At 73.1% G+C, this 16,620-nt stretch carries 16 protein-coding genes; 9 read left to right on the top strand and 7 right to left on the bottom strand.

The features are described 5' to 3' along the window. Positions 1 to 22: 22 nt before the first annotated feature. Positions 23 to 619: an SMI1/KNR4 family protein gene (locus ACSUPV_RS38390; RefSeq protein WP_382611516.1), complete on the bottom strand. Its 597-nt coding sequence runs from the start codon at positions 617 to 619 to the stop codon at positions 23 to 25. 42 nt (positions 620 to 661) lie between these two features. Next, a complete protein-coding gene (locus ACSUPV_RS38385) occupies positions 662 to 2,668 on the bottom strand; it encodes a hypothetical protein (protein ID WP_382611518.1) in 2,007 nt (668 codons plus the stop codon). A 290-nt stretch (positions 2,669 to 2,958) separates the two neighbouring features. Here ACSUPV_RS38385 and dhaK point away from each other — a divergent pair, with 290 nt between their 5' ends. Genes dhaK through ACSUPV_RS38370 form a run of 3 tightly spaced genes read left to right on the top strand, consistent with a single transcriptional unit; the run spans position 2,959 to position 5,012 of the window. Further along, the gene (gene dhaK, locus ACSUPV_RS38380) at positions 2,959 to 3,951 is read left to right on the top strand and encodes a dihydroxyacetone kinase subunit DhaK (RefSeq protein ID WP_037758053.1); all 993 of its coding nucleotides are present in this window, start codon (positions 2,959 to 2,961) and stop codon (positions 3,949 to 3,951) included. A gap of 49 nt (positions 3,952 to 4,000) precedes the next feature. Then, positions 4,001 to 4,600: a dihydroxyacetone kinase subunit DhaL gene (gene dhaL / locus ACSUPV_RS38375; protein ID WP_037758052.1), complete on the top strand. Its 600-nt coding sequence runs from the start codon at positions 4,001 to 4,003 to the stop codon at positions 4,598 to 4,600. A 1-nt stretch (position 4,601) separates the two neighbouring features. Continuing rightward, positions 4,602 to 5,012 carry a PTS fructose transporter subunit IIA gene (locus ACSUPV_RS38370; RefSeq protein WP_031119573.1) on the top strand — a complete coding sequence of 137 codons (411 nt, stop codon included), beginning with the start codon at positions 4,602 to 4,604 and terminating at the stop codon, positions 5,010 to 5,012. A gap of 84 nt (positions 5,013 to 5,096) precedes the next feature. Here ACSUPV_RS38370 and ACSUPV_RS38365 read toward each other — a convergent pair whose 3' ends face one another. After that, a complete protein-coding gene (locus tag ACSUPV_RS38365) occupies positions 5,097 to 5,780 on the bottom strand; it encodes a glycoside hydrolase family 75 protein (protein WP_037758051.1) in 684 nt (227 codons plus the stop codon). A 354-nt stretch (positions 5,781 to 6,134) separates the two neighbouring features. Between ACSUPV_RS38365 and ACSUPV_RS38360 the strand changes: the two genes are divergently transcribed. Together ACSUPV_RS38360 and ACSUPV_RS38355 are read left to right on the top strand one after the other, a co-directional pair. After that, positions 6,135 to 7,187 (top strand): fibronectin type III domain-containing protein, encoded by a 1,053-nt coding sequence (locus ACSUPV_RS38360; RefSeq protein WP_436949587.1) that lies wholly within the window; start codon positions 6,135 to 6,137, stop codon positions 7,185 to 7,187. A 173-nt stretch (positions 7,188 to 7,360) separates the two neighbouring features. Then, complete coding sequence (locus ACSUPV_RS38355; RefSeq protein WP_037758048.1) at positions 7,361 to 7,900, top strand: hypothetical protein; 540 nt, start codon at positions 7,361 to 7,363, stop codon at positions 7,898 to 7,900. Between the two features lie 94 nt (positions 7,901 to 7,994). Here ACSUPV_RS38355 and ACSUPV_RS38350 read toward each other — a convergent pair whose 3' ends face one another. The 3 genes from ACSUPV_RS38350 to ACSUPV_RS38340 all read right to left on the bottom strand — a co-directional run bounded on the left by ACSUPV_RS38350 (position 7,995) and on the right by ACSUPV_RS38340 (position 11,069). Then, positions 7,995 to 8,555, bottom strand: coding sequence for a PadR family transcriptional regulator (locus ACSUPV_RS38350; RefSeq protein WP_037758047.1), 561 nt, complete (start codon positions 8,553 to 8,555; stop codon positions 7,995 to 7,997). A 31-nt stretch (positions 8,556 to 8,586) separates the two neighbouring features. After that, the gene (locus ACSUPV_RS38345) at positions 8,587 to 10,602 is read right to left on the bottom strand and encodes an FAD-dependent oxidoreductase (RefSeq protein WP_382611529.1); all 2,016 of its coding nucleotides are present in this window, start codon (positions 10,600 to 10,602) and stop codon (positions 8,587 to 8,589) included. 98 nt (positions 10,603 to 10,700) lie between these two features. After that, entirely contained in the window at positions 10,701 to 11,069 is a 369-nt protein-coding gene (locus ACSUPV_RS38340; protein ID WP_031119579.1) for a hypothetical protein, read from the bottom strand. 253 nt (positions 11,070 to 11,322) lie between these two features. On the opposite strand from ACSUPV_RS38340, the gene ACSUPV_RS38335 reads away from it, so the two are divergent. Beyond that, a complete protein-coding gene (locus ACSUPV_RS38335) occupies positions 11,323 to 13,407 on the top strand; it encodes a SpoIIE family protein phosphatase (protein ID WP_382611531.1) in 2,085 nt (694 codons plus the stop codon). On the opposite strand, the gene ACSUPV_RS38330 is transcribed toward ACSUPV_RS38335, so the two are convergent. Beyond that, entirely contained in the window at positions 13,404 to 14,207 is an 804-nt protein-coding gene (locus ACSUPV_RS38330) for a putative protein N(5)-glutamine methyltransferase (protein WP_031119581.1), read from the bottom strand. The two genes, ACSUPV_RS38335 and ACSUPV_RS38330, sit on opposite strands and share 4 nt — an antisense overlap. A 313-nt stretch (positions 14,208 to 14,520) precedes the next feature. On the opposite strand from ACSUPV_RS38330, the gene ACSUPV_RS38325 reads away from it, so the two are divergent. The 3 genes from ACSUPV_RS38325 (at position 14,521) to ACSUPV_RS38315 (ending at position 16,359) form a co-directional block, all read left to right on the top strand. Further along, the gene (locus ACSUPV_RS38325; RefSeq protein WP_382611896.1) at positions 14,521 to 14,919 is read left to right on the top strand and encodes a MarR family winged helix-turn-helix transcriptional regulator; all 399 of its coding nucleotides are present in this window, start codon (positions 14,521 to 14,523) and stop codon (positions 14,917 to 14,919) included. 86 nt (positions 14,920 to 15,005) lie between these two features. Next, positions 15,006 to 15,611, top strand: coding sequence for a sulfite oxidase-like oxidoreductase (locus ACSUPV_RS38320; RefSeq protein WP_037758044.1), 606 nt, complete (start codon positions 15,006 to 15,008; stop codon positions 15,609 to 15,611). Beyond that, positions 15,604 to 16,359, top strand: a complete 756-nt coding sequence (locus ACSUPV_RS38315; protein WP_031119585.1) for a ferredoxin reductase — start codon at positions 15,604 to 15,606, stop codon at positions 16,357 to 16,359. The genes ACSUPV_RS38320 and ACSUPV_RS38315 overlap by 8 nt, the downstream gene beginning before the upstream one ends. Positions 16,360 to 16,620: the final 261 nt, after the last annotated feature.

Here is a 16,620-nt window from a genome sequence, read left to right as displayed (position 1 = left end):
CCGGGGCGGCCCCACGCCGGGGTCAGTCCTCACGCCACCTGAGAGAGCCGTTCTCCACCAGCGGGCGCTGAACGTCCCACATGCCGCGGTCCATTCCGTCGGCGAACGACGTCAGCAGTTCCCCGAGGGAGACCGTCGGGTCGGTCTCGTTCGGGCTCACTTCCGCGTACGTGAGCATCCGGGATTGCGAAGCCCCGGATGCGTCGAGGGCATAGCCGTGGTAGGCACCTTCGAAATCCCAGATGACCGGGATCAAGGAGGGCTTCCAGTAGCCCTCCGCTTCCTGCGCCGAGGCCAGCAGCTGGGCGCGCCGCGCGATGATCTCCTCGCACCCCAGGAACACCTTCCCGAACGGGAAGATCACCGAATCCAGGTGCCGGGCGGGCACCACACGCCCGTTGGGGAGGGTCCTCGTGGTGTCCTTCGCGGTGCTGCCGTTGTTCATCCGCAGCAACGCCTCGAGCACGTCGGGCACCTCGAACCCCAGGGCCTCGCGCAGACCCGCGATGTCCTCATGGGTCGCCGGGCCGCGCAGCGCCTGCGCGGTCGACGGCGCGTTCGCCGTGAGCCAGCGCACGATCCGCCCCCACGCCGACCGCACTTCTTCCGTCTCGGACACTCCGGCCACACCACCTCAGTGTTCACGCAGGGCTCGGGCCGACTATAGCCGCGGACCCTGTGCCCGCAGCCACAGCACCAGGTGCCAGTCCTGGTCGTTGGCGAGCGGGTCGGCCGTGTGCGCGGGGCGGCCGTCGACGGTCGAGGGCAGGACGAAGGCGCAGGTGGCGGAGCCGTCCTCGTGGTAGTTGGCCATGTTGGCGCGCAGGATCGCCTCGGCCAGCCGGTCGGTGCCGGCCGTGCGCAGGGTGGCCGGCAGACCCAGGAGGGTGGTGGCGGTCAGGGTGCTCCAGTAGTGGGGGAAGACGTCTCCCCACAGGCGGTGGGCGCCGAACCAGTAGCCGTCCCAGTGGCGGATCGCTATGCCGTGCAGGCGGACGTGCGGCTGGGGTCCGCCGAAGGCCAGCAGCCAGGGCAGCCGTTCGGCGACCGCGTCGTGGAAGGCGGGATCCCCGGTCAGGGTGTGGGCGTCGACGAGGAGATCCAGCAGGGGAGCGACGATGGACTGCTCGTAGGCCACCTCGTGGGCGGGCAGCCGCCTGCCCATGCGCACGAACTGCCGTGCGCTGTCGACCAGTCGGCCTCGCATCCTCTCGGCGCGGTCTTCCTGCCCGGCGGTGTCCAGGCTGTCGCAGACGGCCAGCGTCGTCGGGGACAGGCCGATCGACAGGTGCGTGGCACCGCCGAGTTCGAAGCTCCGCTCGATGACGCGGGCGGCGAAGTCGAGATCCTCCGGCCGGCCGTGGGCCCGGTGCCGGTCGTGGAAGAAGTGGGCCAGCCACGGGGTGTCGTACAGCCGGGGTCCGGTGTGCCAGTTCTGGGAGCCGCGGCGCGGGGCGGCGGTCTCGTCCAGCAGATGCCGGCGGGCGAAGCGGGACCAGCCGTCCAGCAGGGGGCCGATCTCCTCCGGGTCCGCCAGGCCGTGGGCGGCGGCGGCCTGGAGCAGCAGCGGCATGGCGATCCGCTCGGAGCCGTCCGTCCAGTCCGACCAGCCGTTGGTCGCCTGGGTGAGTCCGGTCCTGGTGTCCACCGGCACGAAGGCGTGGGCGAGCAGGCCGGGCCGTTCCCGGGCCCGCTGGTACCTGGTTATGTAGGCCACCCGGCGCCGTACGACCTCGTCCAGCGGGAGGTGGAACAGGACCTCGGTACGGGCACCGTCACCGACGTCGAGCGTGTAGGTGCCGTGCCGGGACGCCCTGACCCGGTGGCGGCCGTCCGCGTCGTGGTCCACCGTCACCCCGGCGTCCGGGCTGCTCACCGAGGACGCCTCGACGGTGATCGACTGTCCGATCTCGGCGGCGTAGGCGGAGAGGACGGCCGGCGGTCTGGTCGCGGCGGTGAAGTCCGCGACCGAGGAGTACCAGCCCAGCTCCCATGCCATGGTCACCGACTCTCCAGGAGCCAGGCGCAGCACCGGCTGGCCGCCGAACGCCTGTGGATTGCGGGCCTGGTCGGTGACCAGAAGCACCAGGTGACCACGGGCGTCGGACTGCGAGTACTGGTTGCGCGACTCCACGGAGTACGCCCGCAGCGCCCCCTCCCGCACGATCAGCCCCAGGCACCGCCCTTCCCCCGACATCGGCTGCGCCAGCACCCAGGCCCATGTCCCGCCGGTGAACACGTGCGCGTGCACCGCCCGGCCGAGGGAGTGCTCCGCGCCGTCGTACAGGTCGGCGAAGGGGGTCTGGACGCCCAGGCCGCTGATGGTGAGCGGCTCCTGACCGGTGTTGACGACCGAGTACCGCTCGTGCAGCAGGTCCCCGCGCACAGCGCGCCGCACCTCCACATCGACTCCCGGCAGAGGCCTGTGCACGGCCTCGACCACCCCGTCCGCCACCCGCAGCTCGACGGGTGTGTGCCAGCGGGCGCCGCCCCGGTCCGTCACCAGATGTCCCGAACCCCACTGGTGCTCGACCGAGTGCCACACGGTGGCGCCGGGTTCCAGCAGGAACCGGCGGTCCCGGTCCTGCTCGTCGACGAACTGCAGGGGGGCACCGGTGAGAGCGTCGAGGACAATGTGTCCGGAGCCGAAGGCGAGCGTCTCCGGCACGGCAACGCCCGCACTTGGCAGGGCAGTTGCCCCTTCCTCCTGTGTCAGCACCCGGTCCTCCCCCTGACGGCACGATCACGGACGCCGTCATTGAATCGGTTCAGCCAGCGGGCTGCCAAGCCCTGTCCACCTCACGGAATGCGCGGGGCCCAGACGCCGAAGAAGGCGTCCCGGCGGCGGCCGCGGCAAGGCCTCCGCCGCCCAGAACCTCCTTCCCCGATGCCTGTGGCAAAGAGGCCTGCGAAGATGAAGGTCAGAGGCCCAGATACCAGTCTCACCTGGAGGTTCCCGTGAAGATGCTGATCAACGTCCCGGAGACCGTGGTCGCGGACGCGCTGCGCGGCTTGGCGGCTGCCCACCCGGAGCTGACCGTGGACGTGGAGAACCGGGTGATCGTACGGCGGGACGCTCCCGTGGCCGGAAAGGTCGGGCTGGTCTCGGGCGGGGGCTCGGGGCACGAGCCGTTGCACGGTGGTTTCGTCGGTCCCGGCATGCTGTCGGCGGCCTGTCCGGGCGAGGTGTTCACCTCCCCGGTGCCCGACCAGATGCTGCGTGCGGCCGCCGCCGTGGACAGCGGGGCCGGAGTGCTGTTCATCGTGAAGAACTACACCGGTGACGTGCTCAACTTCGACATGGCCGCCGAGCTGGCCGAGGACGAGGGCATCCAGATCGCGAAAGTGCTGGTCAACGATGACGTGGCGGTGACCGACAGCCTCTACACGGCGGGGCGGCGCGGTACCGGTGCCACCCTGTTCGTGGAGAAGATCGCCGGCGCCGCCGCCGACGAGGGCATGCCGCTGGAGCGGGTGGAGGCCATCGCCCGGCAGGTCAACGAGAACTCCCGCAGTTTCGGCATCGCGCTGAGCGCCTGCAGCACGCCGGCCAAGGGCAGCCCCACCTTCGATCTGCCGCCCGGCGAACTGGAGTTGGGCATCGGCATCCACGGCGAGCCCGGCCGGGAGCGGCGGCCCATGATGACCTCGGGCGAGATCGCGGAGGTCGCCGTCGAGGCGGTGGTGGAGGACCTCCGCCCGCGCAATCCCGTCCTGGTCCTGGTCAACGGCATGGGTGCGACGCCGCTGCTGGAGTTGTACGGCTTCAACGCCGAGGTGCACCGGGTGCTCGCCGAGCGCGGTGTCCCGGTGGCCCGGGTCCTGGTGGGCAACTACGTCACCTCCCTGGACATGGCGGGCGCCTCGCTCACCCTCTGCCAGGTCGACGAGGAGCTGCTGCGGCTGTGGGACGCGCCGGTGAAGACGCCGGGGCTGCGCTGGGGCGTGTGAGACAGAAGGGGTAGAGGAGCACCACGTACCTACCAGGCAAGGAGATCCAGTGCTCGACGCCGACTTTTTCCGCCGTTGGATGACGGCGACCGCCGCGTCCGTCGACCGCGAGGCGGAACGGCTCACCGCCCTCGACTCCCCCATCGGGGACGCCGATCACGGCAGCAACCTCCAGCGCGGGTTCACGGCCGTGACGGCCGCCCTGGAGAAGGAGTCCCCCGGCACGCCCGGCGGGGTCCTGACCCTGGCCGGACGCCAGTTGATCTCGACGGTCGGCGGCGCCTCGGGGCCGCTGTACGGGACGCTGCTGCGCCGCACGGGCAAGGCGCTCGGGGACGCCGACGAGGTCAGCGCGGAGCAGCTGACCGAGGCGCTGCGGGCCGGGGTGGACGCGGTCATGACCCTCGGCGGTGCCGCGCCGGGCGACAAGACCATGATCGACGCGCTGGTGCCGGCGGTGGACGCGCTCGGCGAGTCGTTCGCGGCGGCCCGGGCCGCCGCGGAGGAGGGCGCCGTGGCGACGACACCGCTGCAGGCGCGCAAGGGCCGGGCGAGCTATGTGGGCGAGCGCAGCATCGGGCACCAGGACCCGGGTGCCACGTCGTCGGCGCTGCTGATCGCCGGACTCGCGGAGGCCGCCGGTGAGTGACGTGAGCGGTGAGCGGCTCGTGGGGATCGTGCTGGTGTCGCACAGCGCGGAGGTGGCCGCGTCGGTCGCCGCGCTGGCGAAGGGGCTCGCGGGCGGTGGCCCGGCGGTGCCCGTCGCCCCGGCGGGCGGCACCGAGGGCGGTGGGCTCGGCACGAGTGCCGAACTGATCGCCGCGGCGGCCGCGTCCGTCGACCGAGGTGCCGGAGTCGCCGTCCTGACCGACCTGGGCAGCGCGGTGCTCACCGTGAAGGCGTTGCTCGCCGAAGGCGACGAACTCCCGGAGGGGACACGGCTGGTGGACGCCCCGTTCGTGGAGGGCGCCGTGGCCGCGGTCGTCACGGCGGCCACCGGGGCGGATCTCGCGGCGGTGGAGTCGGCCGCCGCGGAGGCGTACACGTATCGGAAGGTGTGAGAGCCGGACACCGGGCGCGCCGCACGCGGCGGTGCGCCCGGCGCGGCACTGCCTCGGGCCGATCCGTGACGCCCCGTCACGCGCTCAGCGTGCGGCGATGAACCGTCTGGCCAGGCGCTCCCCTGTCGCCACGGCCGCGGCGTGGTCCTCGATGGGTGAGACGCGGGTGTTCTTGAACACGACGTAGGTGACGCCGGAGGGCGCGCCGCCGCCGTGCGGGTCGGGGCGGATGCCGAGTGCCTTGGCGGTCGCGTAGGACGCCTCTCCGATGATGCCCTGCGGGCCCGTGTCGCCGACGACCGCGTACTGCACGCGGTCGCGGTACACGACGGCGACGACCGAGCCGCCGGTCACGCCGTGCTTCCGGTAGTCCCAGATGCGGCTCGGTGCCGGTAGGACGACGAAGGGCAGGTTCTCGGCGCTCAACGGCCGCCCGTCGGACTGGGCGTAGGCCGTGCTCGCGGCGAAGTACGGGTCGGTGCGGCGGTTGCAGCGGGGTCCCGGACGGCCGTCGCAGTCGATGTCCATGTCGGCCTTCCAGAACACCGCCTCCCGTGTGCCGCAGACCGGGATGTCGGCGGGTGCGCCCTGATCGCTGCGGTACCGGCCGCGGAAGACGGGGGCGCAGTCCTTGACTCGGGCGAGCAGGTCGGCGGCGCGCACGGGGTTGTCGCGCCAGGCCGCCGACGGGGACGCGGTGGCGGGCGGTGTCGTCGGGGCGAGCAGGGCGGCGCTGGCAGCGGCGAGGGTGAGCGACCGGACACGCACGATACGGGAGCCTCTCCTAGGAACCTGACGGGCACTCAGCCCACTCTGGCCCCGGGGCCGTCACCCGGCCACCGCTGGAGGGCCGGACGGTGCACGGCCCCAACCTCCGACAGGGGCCGGGCGCCTGAGTCCGTGTGAGACCCGGGCTGCCCGGCCACCCGCGCCGGCGCGGGATCTGCGACGACAGCGGTCCGCGCGACAGGCCCGAACTCCCTGGTGTGCGCCAGGTGTTCGGCCGTGAGGACCTTCAGCATACGTAACTCTCCCGAGTGGTCATGCACGGCGGGGTGACGCAGGCGCGGCCGCTCGCCCGCCCCTCCCTCCCTCGTCGAACTCCTCCCGCACCGCCCCTTGATGTGGTCGCGTCAGTCACGTCATATTGGTCCGGACCATTCCCGAGTGCCGCTCCCGGGAGGCAGTGTCGTGCGAGGCCCTTCCACTCCGCTCTCTCTCCTTCGTCGCGTCGCGCTCTGCGGGTGTCTCGCGCTGGTGGCCTCCTGCGGCTGGGCCGGTGCGGACGAAGGGCACGGCGGTGCTCCACCCGGTGCGCCGGCGGGGGTGACGGCCACCGCGGGCAGTGCGACGAGCGTGCACGTCATGTGGAACGCCATCCCTGAGGCCGAGGTCTACGAGGTGTATCGCGGCACCACGATGGTCAGGGAAGTGCCCGGTTCGGAGCACATGGTGGATGTCACCAGGCTCCGCCCCTCCACGCTGTATGCCTTCACGGTGCGGGCGCGGGACGCCGACGGGCGGCTCGGGCCGCGCAGCCGGGAGGTCCGGGCGAGGACTCCCGCGGCCGTCGCGGACGACCGTTCCGCACCGGTGCGCCCCTCGGGGCTCAGCGGGCGGCCGGCCGGAAGCCGGGCGGTCCAGCTGTCCTGGTCCGCCCCGGCGGACGACCGGGACGTGGTGTCGTACGACATCCACCAGGGGGACACGAAGATCCACAGTGTGGGCGGCGGCCAGACGGCCACCGTTGTCACGGGGCTGCGCCCCGGCACGTCCTACGCGTTCACCGTCCGGGCCCGGGACGCGGCGGGCAACGTCTCCCCCGCCACTGCCGCCGTCCGCCTCGCCACCCCGGGCCGTGGCGACGGACGTGCCACGGCCCCCACCGACTTCCGGGCGGCGAGCCACCGTGCGGACGGGGCGTACTACATCGATCTGAGCTGGGTGCCGCCGCGGGTCGACGGCGAGGTCGCCGAGTACCAGATCCATCTGGACGGCCGTCCCGCCACGTCCCTCGTGTTCGGCGGGCGCGCCCCGCGCGACCGGGCGACGTACAGCTTCTACGTCGGGCGGGAGGCCGGGGTCGGCCATCGTGTCCGGATCCGGGCGATGCTGCCGGACGGCACCTGGGGCGCCTTCTCCGCGGAGCGGACGGTGACGACGCGCCCACGCTGACGGACGTGCCCGTGCGGCCTGGGCCGGCCGGTGGACGCCGTCACCTGCACGGGGGCACCCGGCGTGCGGTCCGGACCCGGGGCGCCTTGGCTGACCCTGAGGCAGCACGGGCGTTCCCGACCCTCGGCGGCGCTAGGGATGTACCGCCAACCGTGCCGCCGGAGGGCAGTCACATGCGCAACTCATCGCCAGTTCTCCGCTCCGGCCTGACCGTGGCCGCCGCCGCGCTGCCCCTCGCCCTGGCGGCGGTGCCCGCTGCCGCGGGCCCGGGCATCTCCGTGAGCACCACGGGCTCCACGGTCTCGGTCACCACCAGTACGTGCACCCAGATCAACGGCAGCTGGGGCACCGCCTCGCTCCTCACCAGCAGCCAGGGCAGCTTCGCCCAGGGGCGTCAGGTGCCCCTGTCGGGGACGTCCACCAGCCAGTCCGCCGCCTGGTCGAACGTCACTCCGGGCACGTACACGGTCATCGTCATCTGCTCCGACGGCACCACCGCGGGCACCCAGTCCGTCGTCGTCTCCCCCGCTCCCTCCCCCACGCGGTCCCCGTCCCCGACGGCCTCGCCGTCCCGCGGTGTCATGGGCGGGGTCGGCGGTTCGTCGACGGACTACGGCACCGTCACGCTGGTGGCGGGCGGCACGCTGGTCGGGGCGGGCGTCCTCGCGACGGCCTGGTACCTGCGCCGGCGCAACAAGCCGTACCGGCTCTGATCCGGTACGGACGGCGGTCCGCCCGGCCGAAGCGCTCCGGTCGGGCGGGCCGCTGTCACGTCGTGAGGCGGCAGGCGGGACGTGGGCATCCCGGTCAGGCCGGGCCGGCCGGCTCGCCGTCCGGGAGTTCGGCGACGTCCGCCAGGGCGTGCCTGAGCCACTGGGTCCAGAACGTCTCCAGGTCGATGCCGGCCCGCAGCACCAGATGCCGCAGCCGGTCCTCGGCGCTGTCCCGGCCGGGCGGGAAGTCGCGCCGCTCGATCTCCCGGTACTCCGCCAACTGCTTCTCGTGCAGCTCCAGATGGCGTCGCAGATCGTCCTCCAGACCCGCGGTGCCGACCACGGCCGCCGCCCTCAGCCGCAGCAGCAGCGGGTCGCGGTGGGGCTTGGGGTCCTGGGAGGCGGCGGTCCAGCGGGCCAGTTCGGCGCGGCCCGCGGCCAGGACCTCGTAGCTCTTCTTCTGCCCGCGCGCCGGCTGCTCGGACGGCAGGGCCCTGATGAGGCCGTCGGCCTCCAGTTTTCCCAGCTCGCGATAGATCTGCTGGTGCGTCGCCGACCAGAAGTAGCCGATCGACCGGTCGAACCGGCGGGTCAGCTCGAGCCCGGACGACGGCTTCTCCAGGAGGGCGGTGAGGATCGCGTGCGGGAGTGACATGGAGTCATCCTAGGGACGGGCCGCCCGCCCCCTACAGCGCCGCCGCCAGCTCGGTGCCCTGCTTGATGGCCCGCTTGGCGTCCAGTTCGGCGGCCACGTCCGCCCCGCCGATGAGGTGGGCGCTGCGCCCGGCGGCGAGCAGCTCCTCGTACAGGCCCCGGCGCGGTTCCTGGCCCGTGCACAGCACGATGGTGTCGACCTCCAGCACCGTGCTCTCCTCGCCGATCGTGACGTGGAGTCCGGCGTCGTCGATCCGGTCGTACCGCACGCCCGGGACCATGGTGACGCCGCGGTGCTTGAGCTCGGTGCGGTGGATCCAGCCGGTGGTCTTGCCGAGGCCGGCGCCGACCTTGGACGTCTTGCGCTGGAGCAGGTGGACGGTGCGCGGCGGGGCGGGCCGCTCGGGCGCGGCGAGGCCGCCCGGAGCGCGGTAGTCGAGGTCGACGCCCCACTGGCGGAAGTACGTCTGCGGGTTCTCGTGGGCCTTGTCGCCGCTGTCGGTGAGGTACTCGGCGACGTCGAAGCCGATACCGCCCGCGCCGAGGATCGCGACCCGGTCGCCGACGGGGGCGCCGTCGCGCAGGACGTCGAGGTAGCCGAGGACGCTCGGGTGGTCGACGCCGGGGATGTCGGGGGTGCGCGGGGTGACGCCGGTGGCGACGACGACCTCGTCGAAGCCGTCGACGTCGGCGACCGTGACCAGGGTGTTGAGGCGGATGTCGACGCCGTGCCAGTCGAGTTGCGTGCGGAAGTAGCGCAGCGTCTCGTCGAACTCCTGCTTGCCCGGCACCTTGCGGGCGACGTTGAGCTGTCCGCCGATCTCGCTCGCCGCGTCGAACAGCGTCACCTCGTGCCCGCGCTCGGCGGCGGAGACCGCGCAGGCCAGCCCGGCCGGTCCGGCGCCGACGACCGCGACGCGCTTGCGCAGCCGGGTCGGGGAGAGCACGAGTTCGGTCTCGTGGCAGGCGCGCGGGTTGACCAGGCAGGAGGTGATCCGGCCGCTGAAGGTGTGGTCGAGGCAGGCCTGGTTGCAGCCGATGCAGGTGTTGATCGCCTCCGGCTTGCCGGCGGCGGCCTTGGCGACGAAGTCCGGGTCGGCGAGCATCGGGCGGGCCATGGACACCATGTCGGCCGCGCCCTCGGCGAGCAGCTCCTCGGCGAGCTCGGGCGTGTTGATGCGGTTGGTGGTGACGAGCGGCACGGACACCTCGCCCATCAGCCGCTTGGTCACCCAGGTGTAGGCGCCGCGCGGCACGGAGGTCGCGATGGTGGGGATGCGGGCCTCGTGCCAGCCGATGCCGGTGTTGATGATCGTCGCCCCGGCCGCCTCGACGGCCTTGGCCAGGGTGATCACCTCGTCGAGCGTCGAGCCGCCCGGGACGAGGTCGAGCATGGACAGCCGGTAGACGATGATGAAGTCCTCGCCGACCGCCTCACGCACCCGGCGCACGATCTCCAGCGGGAACCGCATGCGGTTCTCGTACGAGCCGCCCCAGCGGTCGCCGCGCCGGTTGGTCTGCTGCGCGATGAACTCGTTGATGAGGTAGCCCTCGGAGCCCATGATCTCGACGCCGTCGTAGCCGGCCTGCCGGGCGAGGCGGGCGGCACGCACGTAGTCGTCGATCGTCCGCTCGATGTCGGCGTCGGTGAGCTCGCGGGGCGGGAACGGGCTGATCGGCGCCTGGAGCGGGCTGGGGGCGACGAGGTCCTTGTGGTACGCGTACCGGCCGAAGTGCAGGATCTGCATCGCGATCCGCCCGCCCTCGCGGTGCACGGCGTCGGTGATGACCCGGTGCTGCTCGGCCTCTTCCTCGGTGGTGAGCTTGGCGCCGCCCTCGTAGGGCCGGCCCTCCTCGTTGGGGGCGATGCCGCCGGTGACGATCAGGCCCACTCCGCCGCGGGCGCGGGCGGCGTAGAAGGCGGCCATGCGCGCGAAGCCGCCCTCGGCCTCCTCCAGGCCGACGTGCATGGACCCCATCAGGACGCGGTTGGGCAGTGTCGTGAAGCCCAGGTCGAGGGGGGTCAGCAGGTGCGGGTAACGGCTCATCGTGCCCTCCGTGCGCGGTGTCGTACCCGCAGTTGTAGAGGACTACCCGCAGTTTATGCAACTAGTTGCACAAGAGAGGAAGGGCACAGTGAGGACGCTCAACGGCTCTGCAGGCGCACGTGCAGTTCCTTCTCCTGGTCGCCGGAGACCGTGCTCAGGTCGTGCACGTCGAACAGCGCGTCCAGGGTCGTGCGGAACCGCTCGATCGCCCAGTACCCGCCGTGCAGGTCGGCCTCGACCGAGGACGACAGCCGGGCCGGCCGCGCGCCTTCGTGCTCGTCGGCGACGTCGAAGGTGCCGAGCCACACGGTCGGGCGCGTCTCGTGCAGCTCTTCGGGGACGTCGTCGGCGCACCGGTCGGACTCGAAGCAGGCGCACAGCGTGTCGAACACGATCCGGGCGTCGTGCTTGCTGCACCCGCTGATCTCCACCGAGACGGAGTGGGGGTGCGGTCGCTCGTGGTTCATCGCCATCGTGATCGCTCCTCTCGCGGCCACCACATGCCGTATCCGCCCCTACCCCAGCAAAGCACCACCTTCCGGCGAGCACTACCGGCAGTGCCCCTGTTCGTGGTGGCGGGTTTGCGGGGCGGCCCGCGCCGGGTTGGGAGATGGTGGTAGGTGACGGAAGGGGCCTCGGAGGAACGGCTCCGCGCGGTAGAACATGGGGTGTCGGCACCGTGACGGCGTGCCGCGAGGATCGGCGAATGCGGGGCGTGGGATGAGTGCAGCCGGGTCTCCCGAGTCCGAGGGCGACGAGCCGGTGCGCGGATCCGCGCGGCCGAGCGGCCTGCTCGACGTCCTGCGCGTGGCCTCGGTGGTCCTCGACGCCGACGGCCGGATCGTGCTGTGGAGCCCGCAGGCCGAGGAGCTGTTCGGGTACGAGGCGCGGGAGGCGCTCGGGCAGTACGCCGCCCGGATCATGGTCCACGAGCAGCACCTCGACCTGGTGGTCAAACTGTTCGCCGATGTCATGGGCACCGGGCAGAGCTGGGCGGGCGCCTTCCCCATCCGGCGCAAGGACGGCAGTACACGGCTCGTGGAGTTCCGCAACATGCGCCTGCTCGACGACCAGGGCGACGTGTACGCGCTGGGGCTGTGCGCCGACCAGTCGACCGTGCACCGGCTGGAGCGGGACGTGGCGCTGTCCACGCGGATGATCGCGCAGTCCCCGATCGGGCTGGCCGTCCTCGACACGGACCTGCGGTACGTCTCGGTCAACCCGGCGCTGGAGGAGATCAACGGCGTGCCGGCCGAGGAGCACCTGGGCCGCACGGCCCGCGAGGTGGTGCCGCGGATGGACGTCGACGCCCTGGAGAGCGCCGCGCGCCGGGTACTGGACACCGGCCGGCCCGTCGTCGACCAGTCCACGATCGGCCGCACCCCGGCCGACCCCCACCAGGACCACGCCTGGTCGATCTCGCTGTACCGGCTGGAGAACGCCTTCGGCACCGTGCTGGGCGTGGCCGTCTCGATCGTCGACGTCACCGAGCAGTATCGGGCGGGCATCGAGGCCGAGGCCGCCCGGCGGCGCCTGGCCCTGATCGCCGACGCCTCGGGGCGGATCGGCACGTCCCTGGACCTGGACCGCACGGCCCGCGAGCTGGCCGACGTGGCCGTGCCGGAACTCGCCGACATCGCGGCCGTCGATCTGCTGGACGCGGTGGTGCAGGGCCGGCGCACCAGCCTCGGCCCCACCGAGGCGGCCATGATCCGCGCGCTGGCGGTCCAGGGGTACGACTCCGCCGAGGCGCTGGAGGCCGCCGACCCTCCCGGTCAGGTGGCCCGGTACGCGCCCGACCGGCTGGTCACCGAGTGCGTGCGCACCGGCAGCCCGGTGATGCTGCCGGAGGTCAAGGACGAGGACCTGGCGCGCATCGCGCGCTCCCCGGAGTCGGCCGAGCTGCTGGGGCGGGCCGGGGTGCACTCCTATCTGGCGGTGCCGCTGATCGCGCGGGGCGAGGTGCTGGGCGCCCTGGACCTCAAGCGCACCCGCAATCCGCTGCCGTTCACCGAGGACGACCTGCTGCTGGCGCGGGAACTGGCCGCACGGGCCGCCGTGCAGATCGACAACGCCCGCTGGTACCAGAGCGCCCGCGAGACCGCGCTCACCCTCCAGCGCAGTCTGCTGCCGAGTCATCCGCCGGTGACGGGCGGGCTGGAGGTCGCCTCCCGCTACCAGCCGGCCGGGGCCACGAGCGAGGTGGGCGGCGACTGGTTCGACGTGATCCCGCTGGAGGGCGGCAAGACGGCGCTGGTGGTGGGCGATGTGATGGGCAGCGGGATCCCCGCGGCGGCGGCCATGGGCCGGCTGCGCACGGCCACCAACACCCTCGCCTCCCTCGGCCTCGATCCGGCCGTGCTTCTGGAGCACCTCGACCGGATCACCACGGGGCTGGAGCAGGCCATCGCCACCTGCGTGTACGCCGTCCACGACCCGCATCTGCGGCAGTGCCGGATCGCCAACGCCGGGCATCTGCCGCCGGTGCGCGTGCGGGCCGGCGGGGCGCCGGAGCTGCTCGACCTGCCGACCGGCGTGCCGCTCGGCGTGGGCGGCGTCGCCTTCTCCACGACCACCGTCGACCTCGGACCCGGCGACCGGCTGGTGTTCTACACCGACGGACTCGTGGAGACCCGCCGTGATCCGCTCGACGAACGGCTCGGCACCCTGCTGTCCCTCCTCGACGGCCCGGACCGGCCGCTGGAGGAGGTCTGCGACCTGCTGCTGCGCACGCTGCACGAGCCGGACAACTTCGACGACGTGGCACTGCTCATCGCGCGGGCGACGGCTCCGGACACTCCCTAGGGTCTGACGCCGATCACCACCTGGGCGTGCCGTTCCTCCGAGACGGCCAGGGAGGCCGTCAGGCCGTTGCGCTCGAAGGCGGTGACGGCGGCCGGGGCCTGGTGCCGGCTCGTCTCGACCAGGACGCAGCCGCCGGGCGCGAGCCAGTAGGGGGCCTCGGCGGCGACGCGGCGCAGGACGTCGAGGCCGTCCGTGCCGCCGTCCAGGGCGACCAGCGGCTCGTGGTCCCGGGCCTCCGGCGGCAGCAGGCCGATCTCTTCGCTGGGGACGTACGGCACGTTCGCCGCGAGGATGCCGACGCGCCCGCGCAGTCCGCCGGGCAGGGCCTCGAACAGGTCGCCCTGGTGGACGCGGCCGCCCACGGCGGCGACGTTGCCCCGGGCGCAGCGCACGGCGGCCGGGTCTATGTCGGCGGCGTGCAGTTCGACGCGGCCGAGTCCGGCGGCCAGCGCCGCGCCCACGGCGCCCGAGCCGCAGCACAGGTCCACGACGACGGTCGCTCCGGACGCCCGGTCCAGGGCCTGCTCGACCAGGAACTCGGTGCGGCGGCGCGGCACGAAGACGCCGGGGGCGACCGTGATGCGCAGGCCCGCGAACTCGGCCCAGCCGACGACGAGTTCGAGAGGCTCGCCCGCGACGCGGCGCTCGGTCATGGCGGCGGCCTCGGCGGGCGTGCGCGCGGTGGTGAGGATCAACTCGGCCTCGTCCTCGGCGAAGACGCAGCCCGCGGAGCGCAGGGCGTCGACGACACGGTCACGGGACGGCGGCGTGGACGGTGGTACGGGAGACACGGACGGCATGGAAGCCCAGAGCCTTTCGAGAACCGAAGGGCGCTCCGGCGGTCGCCTACGGCCGGCGATCCGCGCGACATCGAGAGGAGAGCACCCGAGCTGACACAGCGGTAATGGGTCTCACCTCCCCGGCTTCGCACGGCTGGGTCCGTCCGCAGCCGGCGGCCACACTACCCGACGGGCCGGTCGTCCGGCACGGCGCAGCGGTCCGCCGTCCCGCCGGGGCATTGGTTGGGTCATGCAACCATGGGAGGGGACGCAGCGAGGCCGTGAGGGAGGTCCCGTGCACACAACCGACGCCGTGGAGACCATCCAGCGGGAGATGACGGTCTTCGCCCGGCGGGCCCGTGCGGCGGCCGGGCGGATGCACCCCGAGCTGTCGCTGGTGTCGTACACGCTGCTCGGGCATCTGGAGGAGAGCGGTGGGTGCCGCGCCACCGACCTGGCCGCGCACCACGCCCTGGACAAGTCCACGGTCAGCCGCCAGGTGGCCGCGCTGGAGCGCGCCGGCCTCATCGAGCGCCGCCCCGACGCGCAGGACCAGCGGGTCCAGGTGCTGCACCTGACGCAGGCCGGGCGGCGCATCCTGGCCCAGGTCACCGAGCGCCGCCGGGAGGCCTTCCGGGAGCGGCTGGCGCACTGGCCGGCGGCGGATCTGGCGCGGTTCGCCGACTACCTCGTGCGGTACAACGCGTGGCCCGGCCCCGAGGGGCAGGGCTGAGCCCACGGCACGTACGGTTGAATGCGCAATTACTGAGCTCGCCGGCCGGCGGAGCACCGTCGGACCGGCCCCGGAGGCACCACCCCATGCACATCACCCGAGGCTTCACCGGGCGCCCGCGCGTCGACGACCCCGGTCTGCCGCCCGGCCAGTACGACGCCGGTGACGACTGGCCCGTGCTGTCCGCCGAGGTCACGCCCGATCTCGCGCCCGCCGACTGGACGTTCCGCGTCGACGGTCTGGTGGCGGAGCCCCGCACCTGGGACTGGGAGGAGGCGCACCGGCTGCCGCCGTCGGCGTACGAGGGCGCCATCCACTGCGTGACGAGCTGGTCGAAGTTCGGTGTGCGGTTCGGGGGCGTGTCCCTGGACGCCTTCCTCGATGTGGCCCGGCCCCATGGGTCGGCGACCCATGCCGTCGCCTACTCCCACACCGGCTACACGGCGAACCTTCCGCTCGCCGACCTGACCGGCGGGCGCGCCTGGATCGCGTGGGAGTACGACGGCCGGCCGCTCGCCCCCGAGCACGGCGGCCCGGCGCGGCTGCTGGTGCCGCACCTGTACTTCTGGAAGAGCGCCAAGTGGATCGCGGGCCTGCGGATCCTCGACCACGACGAGCCGGGGTTCTGGGAGCGGAACGGCTACCACGAGCGGGGCAACCCCTGGGAGGAGCAGAGGTACTCCGGTGACTGAGACCTTCGTTCCGCCCACGCGGTTCGCCGTGCCCGGGCGCATCGCCGTGAGCGAGCAGGCCGCCTCCGTGTGGCAGACCGCGACGCTGACCGAGATCCGCCGGGAGACCCCGCGGGCCTCCACGTTCCGGTTCGCCGTGCCCGGTTGGCCGGGGCATCTGCCCGGGCAGCACCTGATGGTGCGGCTGACCGCCGAGGACGGTTACACGGCCCAGCGCCACTACTCGATCGCCTCCGCGCCGGACGACTCCGGGCACGTGGAGCTGACCCTGGACCACGTCGAGGGCGGCGAGGTCTCGGGCTGGTTCCACACCGTGGCCCGGGTGGGCGACCGGGTCGAGGTACGGGGCCCGGTGAGCGGCTTCTTCGCCTGGCCGGGCGACCGGCCCGCGCTGCTGATCGGCGCCGGCTCCGGTGTCGTACCGCTGATGTCGATGGTCCGGCACCACCGGGCGCGGAACCTGACGGTGCCGCTGCGGATGCTGGTGTCCGCGCGCAGCCCCGAGGAACTCGTCTTCGCCCGGGAGTTGGGCGCGGAGACGACGCCCGTCTTCACACGCAGGGCACCGGAGGGTGTGCCGGTGGGACGTATGACGGCCACCCATGTGGCGTCGCTCCTGGCCGAGCAGCCTCCGGGTGGGTGGGAGGCCTATGTGTGCGGCTCCAACTCCTTCGCCGAGCACGCTTCTCGCCTGCTCGTGACGACCGGTCAGCCGGTGGACCGCATCCGGATCGAGCGCTTCGGCTGACCCGACGGGGGCTCCTCCTCCCGGTGGAGCGGCCGCCCGTGGCGTGTCGCCTGCCACAGGGGCGGAGCCCGGTGTTTCGCCCCCGCCGGTCCGGGCACCCCGGCCGCAGGGCTTCGGCACGCGACGCCGCGCGCCACCGCTCCTCCCCCGCGCACGCACCGGCGCACCCGGGGAGCGGACCGACGGCCCGGCACTCCCGTGCGGCGCTGCCCGTCCGTACGGCGTGGGCCGAGCCCGCACGTCAGGCGGCGCCGGGGCCGT

Origin of the sequence: Streptomyces sp. SudanB52_2052 (genome assembly GCF_964272415.1) — a bacterium.
GTDB classification, from domain to species: domain Bacteria; phylum Actinomycetota; class Actinomycetes; order Streptomycetales; family Streptomycetaceae; genus Streptomyces; species Streptomyces olindensis.
This window is presented reverse-complemented; position numbering and strand designations above follow the sequence as displayed.